Consider the following 15,678-nt stretch of genomic DNA (forward strand, 5'->3'; position numbering starts at 1 on the left):
CCGCCCGTCATGCACGCGGCTGGGACAGACCCGTGCTTCGCTCACTCTTCCTCGGGCACGTTCTCAATGGCTTTCAGGATGCGGTTGAGCCACTTCACCTTGATGGGGGACCAGCCGCGCAGCATGCGCACGGTCTGCCGCAGCTCCGGGGCGAGATTGTTCTCGGGTGCCGGCGTCTCCAGCGAAGGGGCCACGTCCGCACTACCCAATACCAGCAGGACATCGGAGGACAGGCCGAGCACCAGGGCCATCCTCCGCAACGTGGGGACGGAGGGCATCATATGGCCACGCTCGATGCGGCCATACACGTTGGGGGCGATTCCAATCTGTCTCGCCACCTGGGTTTGGGTGAGTCCCAGCCGCTCACGGGCGACTCGCGCCACCTCACCCAGAGACTTCATGAGCAGTTCGGTTTCCATGCGTTGCGTCTACCAGCCTCGTGCACTCCCAGTGGCACGCTGGGGTTGGGGCCTGCTCATCGGTGCAACTCCAGATCCGCCAGCTCCACCAGCTTGCGCAGCAACACCAGACGTTCGCGAGACCAGCCGCGCAGCAGGCGGACGATGCGGCTCACCTCGGGTGGTTCGTCCGGAGCGGGTGTAGAGGCTGCCTCGGAGACCTGCCCCACGGCGCTCCCCTGGGACAGCAACACATCCGGGGACGTCTCCAAGGCGTCGCAGAGGCGCAGCAGGCTCGGCACGCTGGGCATCATGTCCCCACGCTCGACGCGGCCATAGACGTCCGATGTCGTTCCCGCGCGCCTGGCGACCTGGGCCTGCGTGAGTCCCAGGCGGAGCCGTGCGGCGCGGGCCGCCTTTCCGAAGGACCGACGTACCGCAACCGTCTGAGGGTCCTCAGTTCGTGGTTTGTCTGGAGTCACATCCATCTCGTGTCTCCTGAGCGGGCAACATGGCGTTGGCCACGGTGCTCAGCGCGTGGAGCTGCCTCGGTTTCAGCCGTCTCACCGTGCGCAGGAGTCGGCGTACCGCGGGCGGCTCGCTGTCGATGGCGGGGGGCTGGGCGAGCCACACGGGCGCCTTGGTGAACGAGAACCCCAATAGCGAGTTGGCATCCACCCTGAGCGCGCGGCACACCCGCAGCAGCGTGGGCAGGCTGGGGAGCAGCAGGCCGCGCTCCATGCGGCCATACACTTCCGTTACGACGCCCACGCGCTCGGCTGCCTCCTGTTGCGTCAGTCCGGCCTTCTCGCGCGCCGCTCGTGCCATCTTCCCGAGCTGGAGAGCGAGTGCATCTCGTGTCTTGTGTCGCTGGGGCATGGTGGGTCTCAGTCGTCGAGCTCGTCGAGGTTCTCGAGGTCCATGTCCGGTGGGACGGGCAGGACACCAATCTCGACAATGGGATAGGCCTGCAGCTTGTCGAGGTCCGAGGCCTCGCCAAAGAGGCGGTTCACCTCCGCCTTCGCCTGCTTCGCACCGTAGGGCTGCTGGCCGGCCCCCTGGAGGAAGTCTCGTAGCTCATCGCGCAGCTGGCCCGCTGTCTGGTAGCGCTCGGCGGGCTCGGGGCGCAGGGCTCTGGCGACAATCCGCCGCAGCGGCTCGGGCAGCTCCTCGGTTGCCTGCTGCACCTCCTCCGGGCCGAAGTGCAGGAGGCGGTTGGCCAGCGTCTCCAGGGGGAGGAGCGAGGAAGGCCGTTCGCCACGCACCTCGGGTGGGAAGCGTTGCTCGAGGTCGTGCCACAACCTGTCGGGCGGATCGAGCGGGTAGCGGGCCAGCAGCATCTCCAGCAGCACGAGGCCCAGGGAGAAGATGTCGGCGCGGCCGTCCAGCGCCGGAGGGGTGAGCGGGTCGCGCTGGTCCGCCTTGGGCTTCTCGAAGCCGCGCAGGATTTCTGGCGCGGTATAGGCCGGGTCCCCCCGGAGAGTCCTTGGCGGAGTGGGGATGCGGCCCATCAACTCCGACCAGGCCGCGCCGAAGTTGGTGAGCTGGACGCGCCCGTTGTAGCCCAGGCGGATGCGCATGGGGCCCACGGCACGGTGGACGAGGTGGAGGGGCCTGCCCTCGTCATCCACGGCGCGGTGGGCATGGTCGAGCGCATCCGCCACCTCGGCGGCGACATAGGCGGCGAAGCCATGCGACAGCTTGCTGCCCACCGACACGGCCGCGTCCATGATGGAGAGGAGGAAGCGGCCGTGGCCCATGTCCATGACGACGTAGGCCATCTCTTCAGTGAACGCGGAGCCGAGCACGCGGGCGATATTGGGGTGGCGCAGGAACCCGGAGAGATTCACCTCTTCGAGGGCGCGGGCGCGCAGCTCGCGCTCCTCCCCCAGGAGGATGGGCTTGAGGATGACCCTCTTGAGTGGGCCGCCCCGGACGTGCTGACGCGAGGCGAGCAGCAGGGTGTCGTAGTCGGGATGGGACACCAGAGGGCGCTGGATGGAATAGCGGTGGCTGCCCGACTCGAAGTCGAGTGGAGAAGGGAGTCCGCCGGAATCCGTCGGCTCGGACATGAGTGTCTCCTGGGAAGGAGAAGGCGGGAGTCTCAGAGCGCGGCGGTGGACGGCGCGGGAACTTGCACGTGCTGCCACTGGTTGGCGTCATCGAGCCTGTAGAAGTTGCCTACCTCGAAGATGCCAGCGCGCAGCCCCCCATCGCGCACCTCCACTGGGCCCACACACTGGTTGGGTTTGCCGCTGAGCGCCTCCGCGAGATAGCCGTCCCGGCGCAGGACGAAGAGCGTCTGGAACTCCTGGATGCGGCGGCCCAGTTCGGCGCGTGTAACGGGTTGCTTCTTGAACACCACATCGAGCAGCAGCACGTCCGCCACCAGCCAGGGGGCGTAGGCGGCGGAGGTGGGGGGATTCAGGTCGAAGTGGAGCCGGAGCTGCCGCGCCTGCTCGGGCGACAGCTCGAACCCGGTGGGCAGGAACTCCGTGGCCAGGCCGGCCTTCACCAGGAGCGCGCCGAATTCATCCAACTTCGCGAGCCTGTCACGGGTTGTGCTCAATGCCTGGGGTGGGGAGTTGCTGGCGCACGCCAGAGGGCAGAGCAGCGTCAGGCAGAGCGCGACGAGCAGCCCAGGAAACGGATGGGCAGGATGAGAGGCAAGACGAGTCCTCTTCCGAGGCGAAAGAGCTTCGCTCGGCATGATGATACCTCCGGTTACTCTTGGGGTTTTGTTCGGGAAACGCCCAAATGGGTAACACAGAGCATGGTCCAAGGGAAGTCCTGTCCAACCGCGTAGGTCATGAAGCCAAGTCAACCTGTGAGAACGGGAGACGGGTTCTTTCGCGCGAAGTGGGCGAGGCTCGGCGAAATGTGGACGGATGCGTCAGTCCGCACGACGTGACCTATCCGGTCCAGGTGCCCGGACACGTCAGTGCCAATTCCTTACCTCGCAGGGCTGGCGCCGGGAGGCTCGGGCGTCTCCAGCTCCGGTGGCAGCACGTAGGGCCCCAAGGTGTCGCGGTACTCGCGGACCAGCGCCTCGGGCGCGTGCACCTTCTGGCCCGTGAGCATCGTCTGCAGCATCATCGCGTTGGCCACGCCCTTGCCTCGCACGTGGTTGTTGGTGACCACATACACGTCGCTCACGCGCGGATGCGCTGCGATCTCCTTCGTGCGCGCGGCCCAGGGCTTCAGCTCCTTCGCCGTGTACAGGTAGTCGTAGCGCTCCATCGCGCTCGCCGCCTTGCGGAACCAGTTGTGGTAGTTGCGCCCGTGTACTCGCACGTACCCCACCGACGACGTCACTCGTGCGCTCGGGCCGATCGAGTCATGGAAGAGCGGCTGGTCGATGTTCACGAAGCCCACGCCGCGCTCGGCCAGCTCCGCGAACACGTCCGGCACATTCCAGGACTCGTGCCGCACCTCCAGCACCAGCGGCCAGTCGGAGAACGTGGACACCAGCTCATCCAGCCAGTCCCGGTTCTCCTCCGTGTTGCGGAACGACCAGGGGAACTGCATCAGCACCGCTCCCAGCTTTCCCGCCTCGTGAATGGCATCCAGCCCCTCGCGAGTCTGGCGCACCTCATCGGCCGTCCACACGGCGTCCCGCTCGTGGGTGAAGCGCCGCCATAGCTTCGCGGTGAAGCGGAAGTCCCGGTTGAAGTCCGTGCGCTTCACCCAGAGCTCGGCGTTGCGGCGGCTGATGGGCCGGTAGAAGCTGGTGTTCAGCTCTATCGCGTCGAAGTACCCCGCCAGGAAGGCCAGCGGATCGAACCCCTTCGGCTTGGGTTTCGGGTACACCACTCCCGCCCAGTCGTCGTAGCTCCATCCCGCGGGGCCGATGCGAATCACGCGCACACCTCCAGCAGGTGAAGGTGGAGACGCACCTGCCGCACCGCAGCGCGCGCCCGCCCGGCTGCCCTCATGGGTTGCCCGCGGGTGTGGTGTCACTCGACTCCAGGTATGGGTCCGAGGGCCTTCCGCAAAGGCTGCGCGCCCGCCGAGGGGGCTCCGCAAAGGCTGCATGCCCGGCCCTCTCTAACCCCTCGTTTCTCCGAGGGCAGAGGGGTTGGCGCTCCATATGCAATGGAGAGTGGGCGTCACGACGGCTCCAACGGGGAGCCACTCACGAGGCGCGAAGATGAAGCGAAACCTGCAGATCACCTTCCGTGGAATGGATGCCAGCGATGCCCTCTCGGAGCACATCCGCGACAGCGCGGACAAGCTCGAGCAGTTCTTCGACGGCATCACTGGCTGCCACGTGGTGGTGGAGGAGCCGCACCGGCATCATCAGCAGGGCAAGCACTTCCACGTCCGCTTGGACCTGCACGTCCCCGGCAAGAACATCGTGGTCGACCGCGACCACGGCGAGAAGGTCTCGCACGAGGATGCCTACCAGGCCGTGAACGATGCCTTCGATGCCGCCCGGCGTCAGTTGCAGCACTACGCCGAGGGGCTTCGCGCCCACCGTTGAAGTCCGTCGTGGCGCTCAGGGAGGGCCGTTGTAGGTGGGGTCGTCGCCCGGGACGAAGTTCTGGCCGCGGATGTCGTAGGTGCACTCGAGCCGCGAGCCGTCCTCGAACCGGGCGTCGATCTTCCCCTCGAGGTCGTTGGCGTCCGCGTGCCTGACGCTGAACGTGCCCCCGCTCAGCTCGGGTGCGTCCGCGGGCGCCTGGATGTGCCAGATGGAGACCGCGCCCTCCTGGGGCATCCGCTGGGACCACTCCTCCTCGGACAGGCCGAGGGGGATGTCCCTCATGGCCTGTTCCGCGGGAAGCTTGACCTCGGTGATGACCCGCAGGTCGCTGTTCCCGTAGAAGAGCTGGAGGCGCGCCGTCCGGACGTAGGCGCCCTCGTGCTCGGGATGGAAGGTCGTCGGGACGATGACGAGCGAGCTGTCGCCGTCGAGCGTTCCATCGATGCGGGTACCGCCCAAGGTGCCCTCACACCGTCCTTCGGGTCCGCACCCGGTGAGCAGGGCGGCACCGAGGAGGAGACCCGGGATGACACGAACCATTCAGGAGCTCCGCTTGGATGGGGTTGTGCTGCTCGAGGTGGTGTCAGGGCAGTGACGGGTTGTCACACGGCTGGACCTCGATGGGACCCAGCACGGGGCCGCCGTCGGGGTTCTTGCACACGGGACACACGCCGCCCCGAGGCCAGCGCTGCGTGGGCGAGCCGTCGCTGCTCCTCACTGGCCCGGTGGAGATGAGTCCGTCGAAATCGGGGGCCAGCTCCACCGTGGTGGTGTCGTTGCCGCGCAGTCCGCTCAGCACCAGCTTTCCGTCACGGGCTTCCCAGTGGCCCCGCGCATCCCCCATGGTGTCGCAGCCGCGCATCGACCAACGCACCACGCCTCCCGGCTCGATGGACAGGTTGTAGGCGTCCGGCTTGTTCTCCCAGTGGAACACGCCGGCATAGCCCTCGGGGGGTGGTGTGTCATCCGTGGGGTGCTTCTCGTTCCCTGGCCCCCCCTCACACCCTGCGCCCACCAGGAGCACAGCGGCCAGCAGACTCCAGACTCCGCGTACAGAAGACACGCTTCACCCTCCTCCGTTGAAGACGCAGAGGCCTCGTGTCAGCAATCCCCACGCCACCCGGGAGCGCTGGCGCACGGCCCAAAAGACGCGGACTTGCCGTGGCTCCGGGTGGACAGCCTCTCTGTCATTCATGGGGGGCCCTCGGTTTTTCGTCGTCAGGGGGCCGGCGGGCTCGTCATTCAGGGGTGGGGGGCACCGGGGGTAGCACGGCCTCCACCGCGCGGAGCAGCGCCGTGAGCGAGAAGGGTTTGCGGAGGAAACCCTGGACGAGCTGGCCTTGCAGCGCCTCGCTGGCACAGGAGGTCACGACGAGCACCGCCGTGGAGGGAGTGTCCCGCCGCAGCGTCTCGAGCACCGTCAGGCCGTCCACCAGGGGCAGCATCAAGTCGAGCAGCACCAGGTCCAACTGCTCCCGCGCGAGCGTGTCGAGGGCAGCCATTCCGTTATGGGCGGTGAGCACCCGGTGGCCCTCGCCTTCAAGGATGTCCTGGAGGGAGTCCGTGAGGATCTCTTCGTCATCGACGATGAGGAGCCGGCTCATTTGCGACCTCCCGGCTTGCGCGAGTGCCGCTTGAGGGCCGTCAGGCGCTTGGGAGACTTCTTCCGGGTCTTCGGCGCCTGGGACTGGCCGGTCATCATCCCCCCGAGGGCGGCCGGGGCCTCCTGCACTTGGATGCCCTTGTGGGAGATGACGAGCTCGCGCAGGAAGGGATCGTTGTCGCTGTCGCGCATCTTCAGGATGGACAGCAGGCGGTACAACCGGCCGTTGAGCTCGACGAAGCGCAGGAAGATGAGGTTGTCGAAGATGGCCTCCGCGCCCTCGATGGGGGAGTGGATGTCCGGCCCGAAGAGGGTGTTGGTCTCCTCCGTGATGAGGGGGGTGATGTGCTTGTCGCGCAGCGCGTTGATGAGCGCGGAGAGGAAGCGCGTGGTGCGCTCGGGGTCGATGGCCTCCTTGGCGAAGGGCTCCAGCCCGTCGATGAAGACGCGCCGGTACTGGTGCTGGGAGACCAGGTTCATCAGCTCCTGCACCATGGCGTCGGGGAGCGTCTCCGCGAGAGCGCGCGACTCGAGGCGGATGAGCCCGCGCTCCAGGTAGGGCGTCAGGTCCAGCCCCATGCTCTTCATTCTGCGCATCAGCGTCTTGCCGCTCTCCGCGAAGCCGAAGTACAGGCCGGGCTCCTCGTTCCTGGCTCCCTCGGCCAGGAAGTGCAGACCCAGGAGCGTCTTGCCACTGCCGGGGCTGCCGAGCAGCAGGGTAGAGGAGTAGGCGACCAATCCCCCCTGGCACATGGCATCCAGTCTGGGGACGCCGAAGCGCAGGCGCATGCTCGACTCGGGGATGATCTCGGGTATCTTGCGGTACACAGCCTCCCAGCGCGGGTAGATGCATATGCCGTGCTCGTTGATGAGGAAGGTGTGCCGGCCGGGGATGTTGTTGCTGCCCCGGAACTTGACGACCTCCAGGTCGCGGATGGCCCTGCGCCCGAGCAGCTCCGCGTTCAGCGCGAGGATGCCGTCGACCATGGCGTACTCGACGTTCATGGCCTTGCTCATCTCGGTGCTGAGCAGCAGCGTGGTGCAGTCTGTCAGCCCGCAGAGCACCGACAGCCCCTGGAGGAACTCGCGCTGCTCGAGGGTGGATCCGGCGCGCTCGCGCACCAGGGTGAAGCCGTCGATCACCAGGACCTTGATGTGCTTCTCGCGCACCGTGCGCGTGAGCAGCTCCAGCAGCCCGGACGGGCCCTTCTCCTTCAGCACCGTGGTGCCGCTGAGATAGAAGACGCGTGTGCCCACGAACTCGGGCCGGAAGAATGCCAGCGAGCGCAGGTGCATCAACATGCGCGCGTGCGTCTCGACGAGCAGGGTGACGTAGAGGGCGCAGTCCCCCTGCTCGGCCACGGAGAAGCAGAACTGGTTGCCGAGGGTTGTCTTCCCGGTGCCAGGAGGGCCCGTGACGATATAGCTACCGCCGCGCAGCCAGCCCCCGGCGAGAAGCTGGTCGAGGTAGGGAGTGCCGCTGGAAATCCGGGGGACGTCCCCTTCCATAAAAGGGCCTCCTTGGGGTGTACGGCCTGTGCTTAAGGGTGTGCATCAGGAGGAGGGACAGAGGGCATGGAGCTGCCTCGCTGCCTCGCTGCCTGCTCTGTTTGCGGCCTGCCGGGCGTGAAATCCCTCGAAGGACGGAGGGGTTCGTGTGAGGAGTGGAGGCGAGGAGTGCCCATGAGTGAGCCGTGTGCGGTGGAGACCCAGGTCCAGGTCTGTCACCGCTGCCTGATGCGGTTGGAGGCGAGCGCCGGAGGCGTGGACCTGCCGCGCCGTATTCGCGCCACGCTCGCCGTACACGGACAGGCGGTGAGCGTCAGCCTCACGGGGTGCCTGGGGGGGTGTCCTGTGGGGCGTGTGAGTGTGCAACTCCGGCGCGAGGGGGACGTCTCGGAGGTGGTGTTGCTCGACCCAGCGAGGGATGGCGCGGAGTTGCTCGCACACCTTCCGTGCCCATCAGCGGAAACGCCGTAGTCCGGGTGTCCAGGGGTTTTCGCCTGTGACGGATTTGGCTGCGTCAGGCGCAGAACTTTTTCGCACGACAAGCGCTCGGAAGTGAAAGAAGACGCTCGTACCGAAGGACGTGAATCCTGGCTGGGGTCTCGGACGTCCTTAGGTTGAGCCACAAGCTGCCCCAGCGTCGGGTCAGCGGGGGCTGGTAGGAGGGCGTGTGGACGGGAACCATTCGAACATCGAAGGCGATCTCCTTTCTCGGGCGGGCAGTGGGGCTCAGCCTCCGCGGCTCCTGCCACCTTCCGCCGAGGCGGCACCGGCCAGTGTCCAGACGGCCTTGCGCGAGGTGCGTCCGGATGACCTGGACGCCATCTTCGACGGCGCGCTCTTCGGGCCGCCGGTGCTGGAGGCGTCTGCCGAGCTGTCCGCCACCGGAGTGGACGCGGCTGCGCCCGTGCCGGTGGGGGCCATGGACTGGTACGTGGAGCGGCATGCGCAGCCCGCGGGCCCGTTCCGTCTCGAGCGGCTGCGCGAGCTGTGGCACCAGGGCGAGCTCAACCCCGACACCCTCTTCTGGTGCGAGGCGTGGAGCACCTGGCAGCCGCTGTCCCGCGTCCCCGAGCTGGTGGCCGCGCTGACCATTGCGGGGCTGCCCACGGTGGCCGCGGATGCGACTGTCTCCACCGCTCCGGCCAGTGCTCGGGAGGCCGACTCCGGAAAGAAGGTGGTCTCCGCGCTGCACTCGCTCGTCGAGGAGGAGGTGGTGTGGCTGCGGAAGATGAAGGAGGAGAAGGAGCAGGAGAAGGAGGAGGTGCGCTCGGCGATGCTCGACGTGCCGAGCGCTCCCACTTCGGTTCCCGCTCCCGCCCCCGTGCCCGTCGTGCAGCCGGTGGTCGTGCCGGTGGCGCCGACGGGTCTGATGGCGCCGGTTCCGGCCCAGGGGCTTCCTCCGGTCGCGCCATATCCGGGACTGGGCGTGCCCGTGGCTCCGCCCGTCGTTCCCGGCATGCTGGCCGCGCCCCTCGCGCCCGAGGCACCCGCGCCCGCTCAGCGGGGGAAGGCGCTCCTGGCTGGGGTGCTCATCGGCTCTGCGGCAGTGGGCCTCGTTGCGGGAGCGCTGATTCTGCTGTCTCAGTCCCGTGGCTCGACGGAGTCGGTGGCGGTGCGGCCTGTCACTTCTTCTGAGGTGGCTCCGCGCCAGGAGGTGCCTGCCGTGCCCCAGCCCGCCGCGCCCGCCACTGTGGCGGCCCCGGTGGCGCAGGAGCCAGCTCCGGTGGCACAGGCGCCCGTGACTCCGGCTCCCGTGGCACAGGCGCCTGTGGCGGCGGCTCCGGTGGCACAGGCGCCTGTGGCGGCGGCTCCGGTGGTGCAGCCGGCTCCGGTGGTGCAGCCGGCGCCGGTAGTGCAGCCGGTGCGGGTGGTGAAGGCGCCGGTGGTGAATGCTCCAGTGGTGCAGCCGCCTCCGTCCGCTCCTGTCGCCGCCACGCGTGCGCCCGAGAATCAGGTGGAGAAGGCCATCATCCCTTCGGCGCTGCCCGAGAAGCCGAAGCCAGTCGTGGTCGCGACTGCTCAGGTGGAGCAGAAGGAGCGCCGCCCGCCGCCCACGCCTGTGGCTCCGCGCAAGGCCGCGGATGACCCCACCAACTTCGATGATTCCATCGACAAGGAGTTCGAGAAGGCGCTGGGCCTCTCGCCGGACGCGCCGAAGTTCAAGGCGGAGGACCCGCGCTCCAATCGCAACGTCTATATCCCGCCCGAGCCCGGCAAGGACCTGCCCGAGTCCCTCTCCACCTCGGACATCGTGCAGGTGGTGGGCTCGCACAAGGAAGCCATTGTCGCCTGCATCGACACGCACGAGCCGGAGCGGACGTCGGACTCGGGCAAGGACCGGTTCGTGGTGCGCTGGCGCGTGCGGCCGACGGGTGACGCCGTCGAGGTCCTCATGGAGACCGAGGGGCTCAAGGGCACGCCGTTCGCCCGCTGCATCGAGGGCCAGGTGCGCTCCTGGAAGTTCCCGCAGCACCGGGTGCAGAGCCGCGAGCCCGTGCGCTTCCCGTTCACCTACTGAGCGGGCTCAGCGCGCGGCCAGCCGGGCCGCCTTGAGCAGCGCCTCCACCATGGGGACGCTGCTCGCCTTGCCCGTGCCGGCCAGGCTGTACGCCGTGCCGTGGTCCGGCGAGGTGCGCGGCACCGGCAGCCCGAGCGTCACGTTCACCGTGCGCTCGAAGTCCAGTGCCTTGGCCGGGATGAGGCCCTGGTCGTGGTACATGGCCAGCACGGCGTCGTACGGGAAGTGCTCCACCTGTGCGAACAGTCCGTCCGCTGCCAGCGGCCCGTGGGCGTCCACCCGGAGCTTGCGTGCTTGCTTGATGGCGGGAGTGAGCACCTCCACCTCCTCGCGTCCCAGCAGCCCGCCCTCGCCCGCGTGCGGGTTGAAGCTCAGCACGCCAATCCGAGGCGCCCGGCCCACCACGGGCTTCAGGCTCCGCGACAGCAGTTGCAGCTGGCCCACCAGCCGCTCCACCGTCAGCATCCGGGAGACCTCCACCAGCGGCACGTGGTTCGTGGCCAGCGCCACCCGCACGCGCGGGCCGTCCATGAGCATCATCACCTCACGGCCGAACGCCTCCGCGAGCACCTCCGTGTGCCCCATGAACGGAATGCCCGCCCGGGAGATCTGCTCCTTCGACACCGGCGCCGTGCACAGCGCGTCCACCTTCCCGGCGCGCGCCGCCTCGATGGCCGCCTGGATGTAGCCGTACTGCGCCTTGCCGCCCGCTCGCGTTGGTTTGCCTGGGACGCGGTCCTTCTCGGACAGCTCCGTCACCACGCAGACCGTGGGCTCCGTGACGCGCTCGAGCGTCTCAGGCGTCAAGCGGGTGTACTTCTTGAAGGCCGGGAAGCGCTCCAGCGTGGGCCCGTCTCCGAAGACGACGGGCAGCAACGCCTGGCGTACCTTGGGCCTCGACAGTGCCGACGCGGTGACTTCCGGGCCGATCCCGGAGACGTCTCCCAGCGAGATGCCTACGACGGGACGCTCGTTCACGTGGGTCTCAGATCTTCACTTCGACGGAGGCATTCTGACGCAGCTCCTGCACGTACTGCTCGACGAACTTCTCCGTCTTCTGCATCTTCAGCCGGTTCTCCAACTCGCCCTTCACCTGCTCGAAGGGGGCCACGTCCACCGCGCGCCGCTCCTCCACCTTCAGCACGTGCCAGCCGAACTGCGTGCGCACCGGCTCGCTCACCTCGCCCTCCTTCAGCGCGAAGGCCACCCGCTCGAAGGCAGGCACCATCACCCCGCGCCGGAAGAAGCCCAGGTCTCCTCCGTCCGCGGCGCTCGGGCCCTCGCTCTTCTTCTTCGCCAGCTCCGAGAAGTCCACGCCCGGCTTGCGCGCCTCCTCCGCCAGCGTCAGCGCCTTCTTGCGCCCCGCCTCCACCTGCTCCGGCGTCGCCTTCGCGTCCACCTGCACCAGGATGTGCCGCGCGTGCACCTCGGCGTCCCCTGACTCCATCTTCGTGTACTGCGTGTACGCCGCCTTCAGGTCCTCCTCGGACACCTTCACCTTCGGCGTCACCTTGAGCTGCACCAGCTTCATGCGCGACATCTGGTTGCGCAGGAAGTCCTTGTAGCTCTTCACCGTCAGGCCCTCGCCCGACAGCAGGCGCTCGAACTGCTCCTCGTCCGTGACGTTGTTCTGCCGCTTCACGTCCGAAATCGCCGCATCCAGCTCCGACTCCGTCACGGCCAGGCCCAGCTCGCGGATCTGCTCCTCCATCAGCTTCTCGCCGATGAGGGCGTCCAGCGTCGACTTCAGCACCCGAGCCCGCTCCTCGGCCCGCTTCTGCGGCTCCCTCACCGCCGAGTTGATGCGCGCCAGCTCCGGCGCCGCGCGCTTCTCCACCTCGGACAGCGCGATGACGTCGCGGTTCACCACCGCCGCCACCCGGTCCACCATCTCCGCCCGCGCCACCGCGCCGCTCAGGAGCAGCGCCGCCACCATCGTCCCAATCAGCTTCTTCATGTGCTTTCTCTTTCCGTATCCGTGTCGATGGGGACGGCGCTTCACTGCTTCGCCGCCTGCGTGGCGGGCCGTCCGCGGATGGCCTGGAGCGTGGCCTCATTCACCCAGACCTGGGCCTTGGCTCGCAGCTCCTTCTCATACGTCTCCTGCGCCTCCGCCCGCCGCTGCGCCAGCAGCTTCGCCTCTACCTGGTCCCGCACTTCCGTGAACTCCAGCTTGCGCCCCGCCTTCTTCTCCAGCACGCGGAACAGGTGGTAGCCGTACTCCGTTTCCACCACGTCCGACACCTGGCCCGGCGACAGGTAGAACACCACCTGATCGAAGGTCGGCGGCATCTGCCCGCGAGGGAAGAAGCCCAGGTCGCCGCCCACCTTGGCGTCCGCGCTCAGCGAGTACTTGCGCGCCAGGTCGGCGAACTTCTTGCCCGACTTGAGCTGCGCCTGCACCCGCCGCGCCTCGTCGATGCCCTTCACGACGATCTGGGCGGCCCGCACCCGCTCGGGCTCGGAGAACTCCGTCTCGTGCGCCGCGTAGTACGCGCGCAGCTCCTCCTCCGTCACCGCCACGCGCGTGTACACGTGGTTCGTGAAGAGCTTCTCGATGGTGAGCCGCGCCGCCTCGCGCGCCTTGAGCTCCGCCATGGACAGCTGCCCCTGCGCCAGCACGTCATTGAAGTTGCCTGCCGGGTAGTCACTCGACAGCCGCAACACGCCCCGGTCCACTTCCTCGGGGCTCACCGTGACGTTGTGCGTCCGGGCATCCTGCAGCAGCACCATGCGGGAGATGAGCGTCTCCAGCAGCGAGCGCTTGTAGGGCTCCACGTCCTCCGGGGTGTGCTGGCCGGACTCGGTAGCCGAGGAGGCAAGCTCCCGCCCCAGCTCGTGCTCGAAGTCCGCGCGGGAGAGCACCTCGCCATTCACCGTGGCCACCACGTTGGCGTCTGGATCCTCCTTGTCCTTCTTGTTGCAGCCGGCCAGCCCCACGGCGAGCGCCAGGGCGGCGAGCAGCGGTGTGGCGCGGACGAAGGCCTGCGGCATGAGAGGGCTCCTCTTGAGAGTCACGGGCGCTCCACGGAAGCGGAAGAAGGGGGCGCGGCAGGGGTGGGGGCGGGAATGGTGCCGGGTGGCGGGCCGCTCGCGGGCCGCATGGGGGTGCTCACGTCCACGTGCACCCGCGAGAGCGTCGCGGCGTCCACGCTGAAGCCGGAGCGGCGCTCCAGCCCGGCGAGCAGCTCCGTCCAGGCCCGGGTGCGCTTCTCCTGGGAGAGGCGGTTGGAAATCTGCTCGCGCATGTCCTCGAGCTTCAGGTTCAGCGCCGTCTGGTGGCCAGTGAGCTGCAATACGTGCAGCCCCGCCTCGGTGCTCACCACTCCGCTGAGCGCGCCCGGGCCACTGGCCAGCAGCCCCCGCGCCGCTTCCGCCACCTCGGGTCCGAAGTCCCGTCCGAGCTCCTCGAGCGAGCGGTAGCGCAGATCTCCATCCAGAGGCTGCGTGCGGGGCTCCTCGCTGTGCGTGCGGGCCAGCCGGCCAAAGGCGGTGAAGTCCCTGGGAGGTAGCGCCTTCGCCTCGGCGAGCACCTTCGCCGCCTTCACGCGCGCCGTCTCCCCCCGGGCCGCGTCTGTCCGAGGCGCCGCGAGGAAGATGTGCGAGAGCCGCACCTGCTCCGGCCGCACGTAGTCTTCCTTGTGGCTCTCGTAGTACGCGGCCACCTCCGCCTCGGAGACGGGGGGCCTGGCCTCGTCCAGTTGCGCGCGCATCAGCCGGGACACCAGCGCGCGCTTGGTGCTGGCCACCACCTCGGGGTCGTTCTGCAGCCCGCGTGCGAGGGCCTCTTGCACCAGCAGCTCGAAGCGGGCCTGGCCCTCCACGTACTCGCGCTTCTGCTCCAATGTCTGGTAGCGCTCGCGCAGCGCGGGGCTCATCTCCTCCAGGCGCTGCTTCAGCTCCTCGGCCGTCAGCCGGTCATCCTTCCAGGCGGCAACGGGCGTACCCCCCGGCTCGCGGGAGTGCCGGAAGTCCACCACGGCGTGGCCCGGCGCGGGGCCACGCTCGCAGCCCACGAGGGCCAGCAGGGCGAGGGACAGGAAGCGGGAGACAGGAGACATAGAGTGCGGGCCCGTGGGGTAGCACGCCGGGGGAGAGCGGACAACCGGACGTCCCCCCGGGGCCTTCCTACGCCCGGGTCGCGTGCGCGGACAGGAACGCTTCCACCAGCGGGAAGATTTCGTCCGGTGCCCGACGCCCCAGCACCAGGTCCGCGTGCCCGTAGTCTTCGGCGAAGCCATGGCCTCGCCCGGCCACCACCAGCTTCACCGGCCCGCCGAGGTGCTCCTGCGCCCGCGCCACGGCGAGCGGGGGAGCGAGCAAATCCTTGCTCCCCGCCAGCAGCATCACCGGCAGCTTCACCCCGGCCAGCGGCTTGCGGTAGCAGGTGCCGTCCTCCATGCAGAAGGAGTCGGTGGCTATCCAGTGGGCGAACTGGCGCACCACGCCGCCGGAGATGTCCGCGGGCACGTTGGCCAGGGCCTTGCGCACCACGTCCGGCTCCATGTTGGAGGACAGCATCATGTAGCGGCTGAGCGGCCCCGGCGGCGCGCCGAACAGGGCGATGCCCGTAATCCGCCGGGTGGGAATCATCTTCAGCCGCAACAGCGGCTCTATCTTCTGGATGAACGTCTTGAGGCCCGGCTGCACCGCGAAGGTGAAGGGGCTGCCAATGGCCACCGCGGCCCGTACTGGAGCTTGCGGGTTGCGGGCCAGATGGCCGTACAGCGTCAGCCCTCCCTTGGAATGGCCCACCCAGAGCACTTCCTTGGCCCCCGTGGAGAGGACGGTTCGCAGGGCCGTGCGCACGTCGTGCTCGGCCTGGTCGTCGAAGGAGGCGTCACCGCACGGGCCCGCCAGCCCTCGGCCGCGCAGCTCCAGCACCCACGTCTCGTAGCCCGCTCGGGCCAGGTAACGTGCCAGGCTGTAGTGCTCGTCGAAGTCCATGTGGAACCGGTTGGCGCCCAGCCCATGGCACAGGATGACCGGCTCTGCGTACCGGCGTGCCTCTCGGGCGTGGTAGCGCCCCAGCGCAATGGCCGCCCCATCATCGGTGGGCACCCGGTACAGCTCGTCCGGTTTGAAGGGCAGGGTGAGCAACCCTTCTCCGTCGCGGTTGACCGCCCGGGAGAAGATGTCCGCCATCCGCGTCAGCCTGGGCCCG

18 protein-coding genes are annotated in these 15,678 nt (G+C 68.4%); 3 read left to right on the forward strand and 15 right to left on the reverse strand.

The features are described from left to right. Positions 1 to 41 precede the first annotated feature (41 nt). From OV287_RS03970 to OV287_RS03995, 6 genes are all read right to left on the reverse strand, one after another. The gene (locus OV287_RS03970; protein ID WP_267532632.1) at positions 42 to 401 is read right to left on the reverse strand and encodes a helix-turn-helix domain-containing protein; all 360 of its coding nucleotides are present in this window, start codon (positions 399 to 401) and stop codon (positions 42 to 44) included. A gap of 74 nt (positions 402 to 475) precedes the next feature. After that, a complete protein-coding gene (locus OV287_RS03975) occupies positions 476 to 886 on the reverse strand; it encodes a helix-turn-helix domain-containing protein (RefSeq protein ID WP_267532633.1) in 411 nt (136 codons plus the stop codon). Then, positions 855 to 1,277, reverse strand: coding sequence for a helix-turn-helix domain-containing protein (locus OV287_RS03980; RefSeq protein WP_267532634.1), 423 nt, complete (start codon positions 1,275 to 1,277; stop codon positions 855 to 857). Before OV287_RS03980 ends, OV287_RS03975 begins: the two co-directional genes overlap by 32 nt. Before the next feature lie 8 nt (positions 1,278 to 1,285). Then, positions 1,286 to 2,470, reverse strand: coding sequence for a protein kinase domain-containing protein (locus OV287_RS03985; protein ID WP_267532635.1), 1,185 nt, complete (start codon positions 2,468 to 2,470; stop codon positions 1,286 to 1,288). Positions 2,471 to 2,502: 32 nt separating this feature from the next. Beyond that, on the reverse strand, positions 2,503 to 2,967 hold the full coding sequence (locus OV287_RS03990) for a hypothetical protein (protein ID WP_267532636.1): 465 nt from the start codon (positions 2,965 to 2,967) through the stop codon (positions 2,503 to 2,505). 383 nt (positions 2,968 to 3,350) lie between these two features. Then, a complete protein-coding gene (locus OV287_RS03995) occupies positions 3,351 to 4,259 on the reverse strand; it encodes a DUF72 domain-containing protein (protein ID WP_267532637.1) in 909 nt (302 codons plus the stop codon). A gap of 289 nt (positions 4,260 to 4,548) precedes the next feature. Here OV287_RS03995 and hpf point away from each other — a divergent pair, with 289 nt between their 5' ends. Beyond that, positions 4,549 to 4,881, forward strand: coding sequence for a ribosome hibernation-promoting factor, HPF/YfiA family (gene hpf, locus OV287_RS04000; RefSeq protein WP_267532638.1), 333 nt, complete (start codon positions 4,549 to 4,551; stop codon positions 4,879 to 4,881). Positions 4,882 to 4,896: 15 nt separating this feature from the next. Here the strand turns inward: hpf and OV287_RS04005 are convergent, their stop codons facing one another. The 4 genes from OV287_RS04005 to OV287_RS04020 form a co-directional block, all read right to left on the reverse strand. Then, complete coding sequence (locus OV287_RS04005; RefSeq protein WP_267532639.1) at positions 4,897 to 5,424, reverse strand: hypothetical protein; 528 nt, start codon at positions 5,422 to 5,424, stop codon at positions 4,897 to 4,899. Positions 5,425 to 5,467: 43 nt separating this feature from the next. After that, on the reverse strand, positions 5,468 to 5,947 hold the full coding sequence (locus OV287_RS04010) for a hypothetical protein (RefSeq protein ID WP_267532640.1): 480 nt from the start codon (positions 5,945 to 5,947) through the stop codon (positions 5,468 to 5,470). A gap of 175 nt (positions 5,948 to 6,122) precedes the next feature. Continuing rightward, a complete protein-coding gene (locus OV287_RS04015; RefSeq protein WP_267532641.1) occupies positions 6,123 to 6,488 on the reverse strand; it encodes a response regulator in 366 nt (121 codons plus the stop codon). Beyond that, positions 6,485 to 7,996: an ATPase domain-containing protein gene (locus OV287_RS04020; protein ID WP_267532642.1), complete on the reverse strand. Its 1,512-nt coding sequence runs from the start codon at positions 7,994 to 7,996 to the stop codon at positions 6,485 to 6,487. Before OV287_RS04020 ends, OV287_RS04015 begins: the two co-directional genes overlap by 4 nt. Positions 7,997 to 8,170: 174 nt before the next feature. Between OV287_RS04020 and OV287_RS04025 the strand changes: the two genes are divergently transcribed. Continuing rightward, entirely contained in the window at positions 8,171 to 8,467 is a 297-nt protein-coding gene (locus tag OV287_RS04025) for a hypothetical protein (protein ID WP_267532643.1), read from the forward strand. 196 nt (positions 8,468 to 8,663) lie between these two features. Further along, positions 8,664 to 10,514, forward strand: coding sequence for a GYF domain-containing protein (locus OV287_RS04030; protein WP_267532644.1), 1,851 nt, complete (start codon positions 8,664 to 8,666; stop codon positions 10,512 to 10,514). Positions 10,515 to 10,520: 6 nt separating this feature from the next. On the opposite strand, the gene pdxA is transcribed toward OV287_RS04030, so the two are convergent. From pdxA to OV287_RS04055, 5 genes are all read right to left on the reverse strand, one after another. Further along, a complete protein-coding gene (pdxA, locus tag OV287_RS04035) occupies positions 10,521 to 11,492 on the reverse strand; it encodes a 4-hydroxythreonine-4-phosphate dehydrogenase PdxA (RefSeq protein WP_267532645.1) in 972 nt (323 codons plus the stop codon). 7 nt (positions 11,493 to 11,499) lie between these two features. Then, positions 11,500 to 12,471: a peptidylprolyl isomerase gene (locus OV287_RS04040; protein ID WP_267532646.1), complete on the reverse strand. Its 972-nt coding sequence runs from the start codon at positions 12,469 to 12,471 to the stop codon at positions 11,500 to 11,502. 41 nt (positions 12,472 to 12,512) lie between these two features. Next, positions 12,513 to 13,508, reverse strand: coding sequence for a peptidylprolyl isomerase (locus tag OV287_RS04045; RefSeq protein ID WP_267532647.1), 996 nt, complete (start codon positions 13,506 to 13,508; stop codon positions 12,513 to 12,515). Positions 13,509 to 13,528: 20 nt separating this feature from the next. Continuing rightward, complete coding sequence (locus OV287_RS04050; protein ID WP_267532648.1) at positions 13,529 to 14,575, reverse strand: peptidylprolyl isomerase; 1,047 nt, start codon at positions 14,573 to 14,575, stop codon at positions 13,529 to 13,531. A gap of 67 nt (positions 14,576 to 14,642) precedes the next feature. Further along, positions 14,643 to 15,659, reverse strand: a complete 1,017-nt coding sequence (locus OV287_RS04055) for an alpha/beta hydrolase (protein ID WP_267532649.1) — start codon at positions 15,657 to 15,659, stop codon at positions 14,643 to 14,645. Positions 15,660 to 15,678 lie beyond the last annotated feature (19 nt).

The organism is Archangium lansingense (genome assembly GCF_026626635.1).
In the GTDB taxonomy this organism is placed as follows: Bacteria; Myxococcota; Myxococcia; order Myxococcales; family Myxococcaceae; genus Archangium; species Archangium lansingense.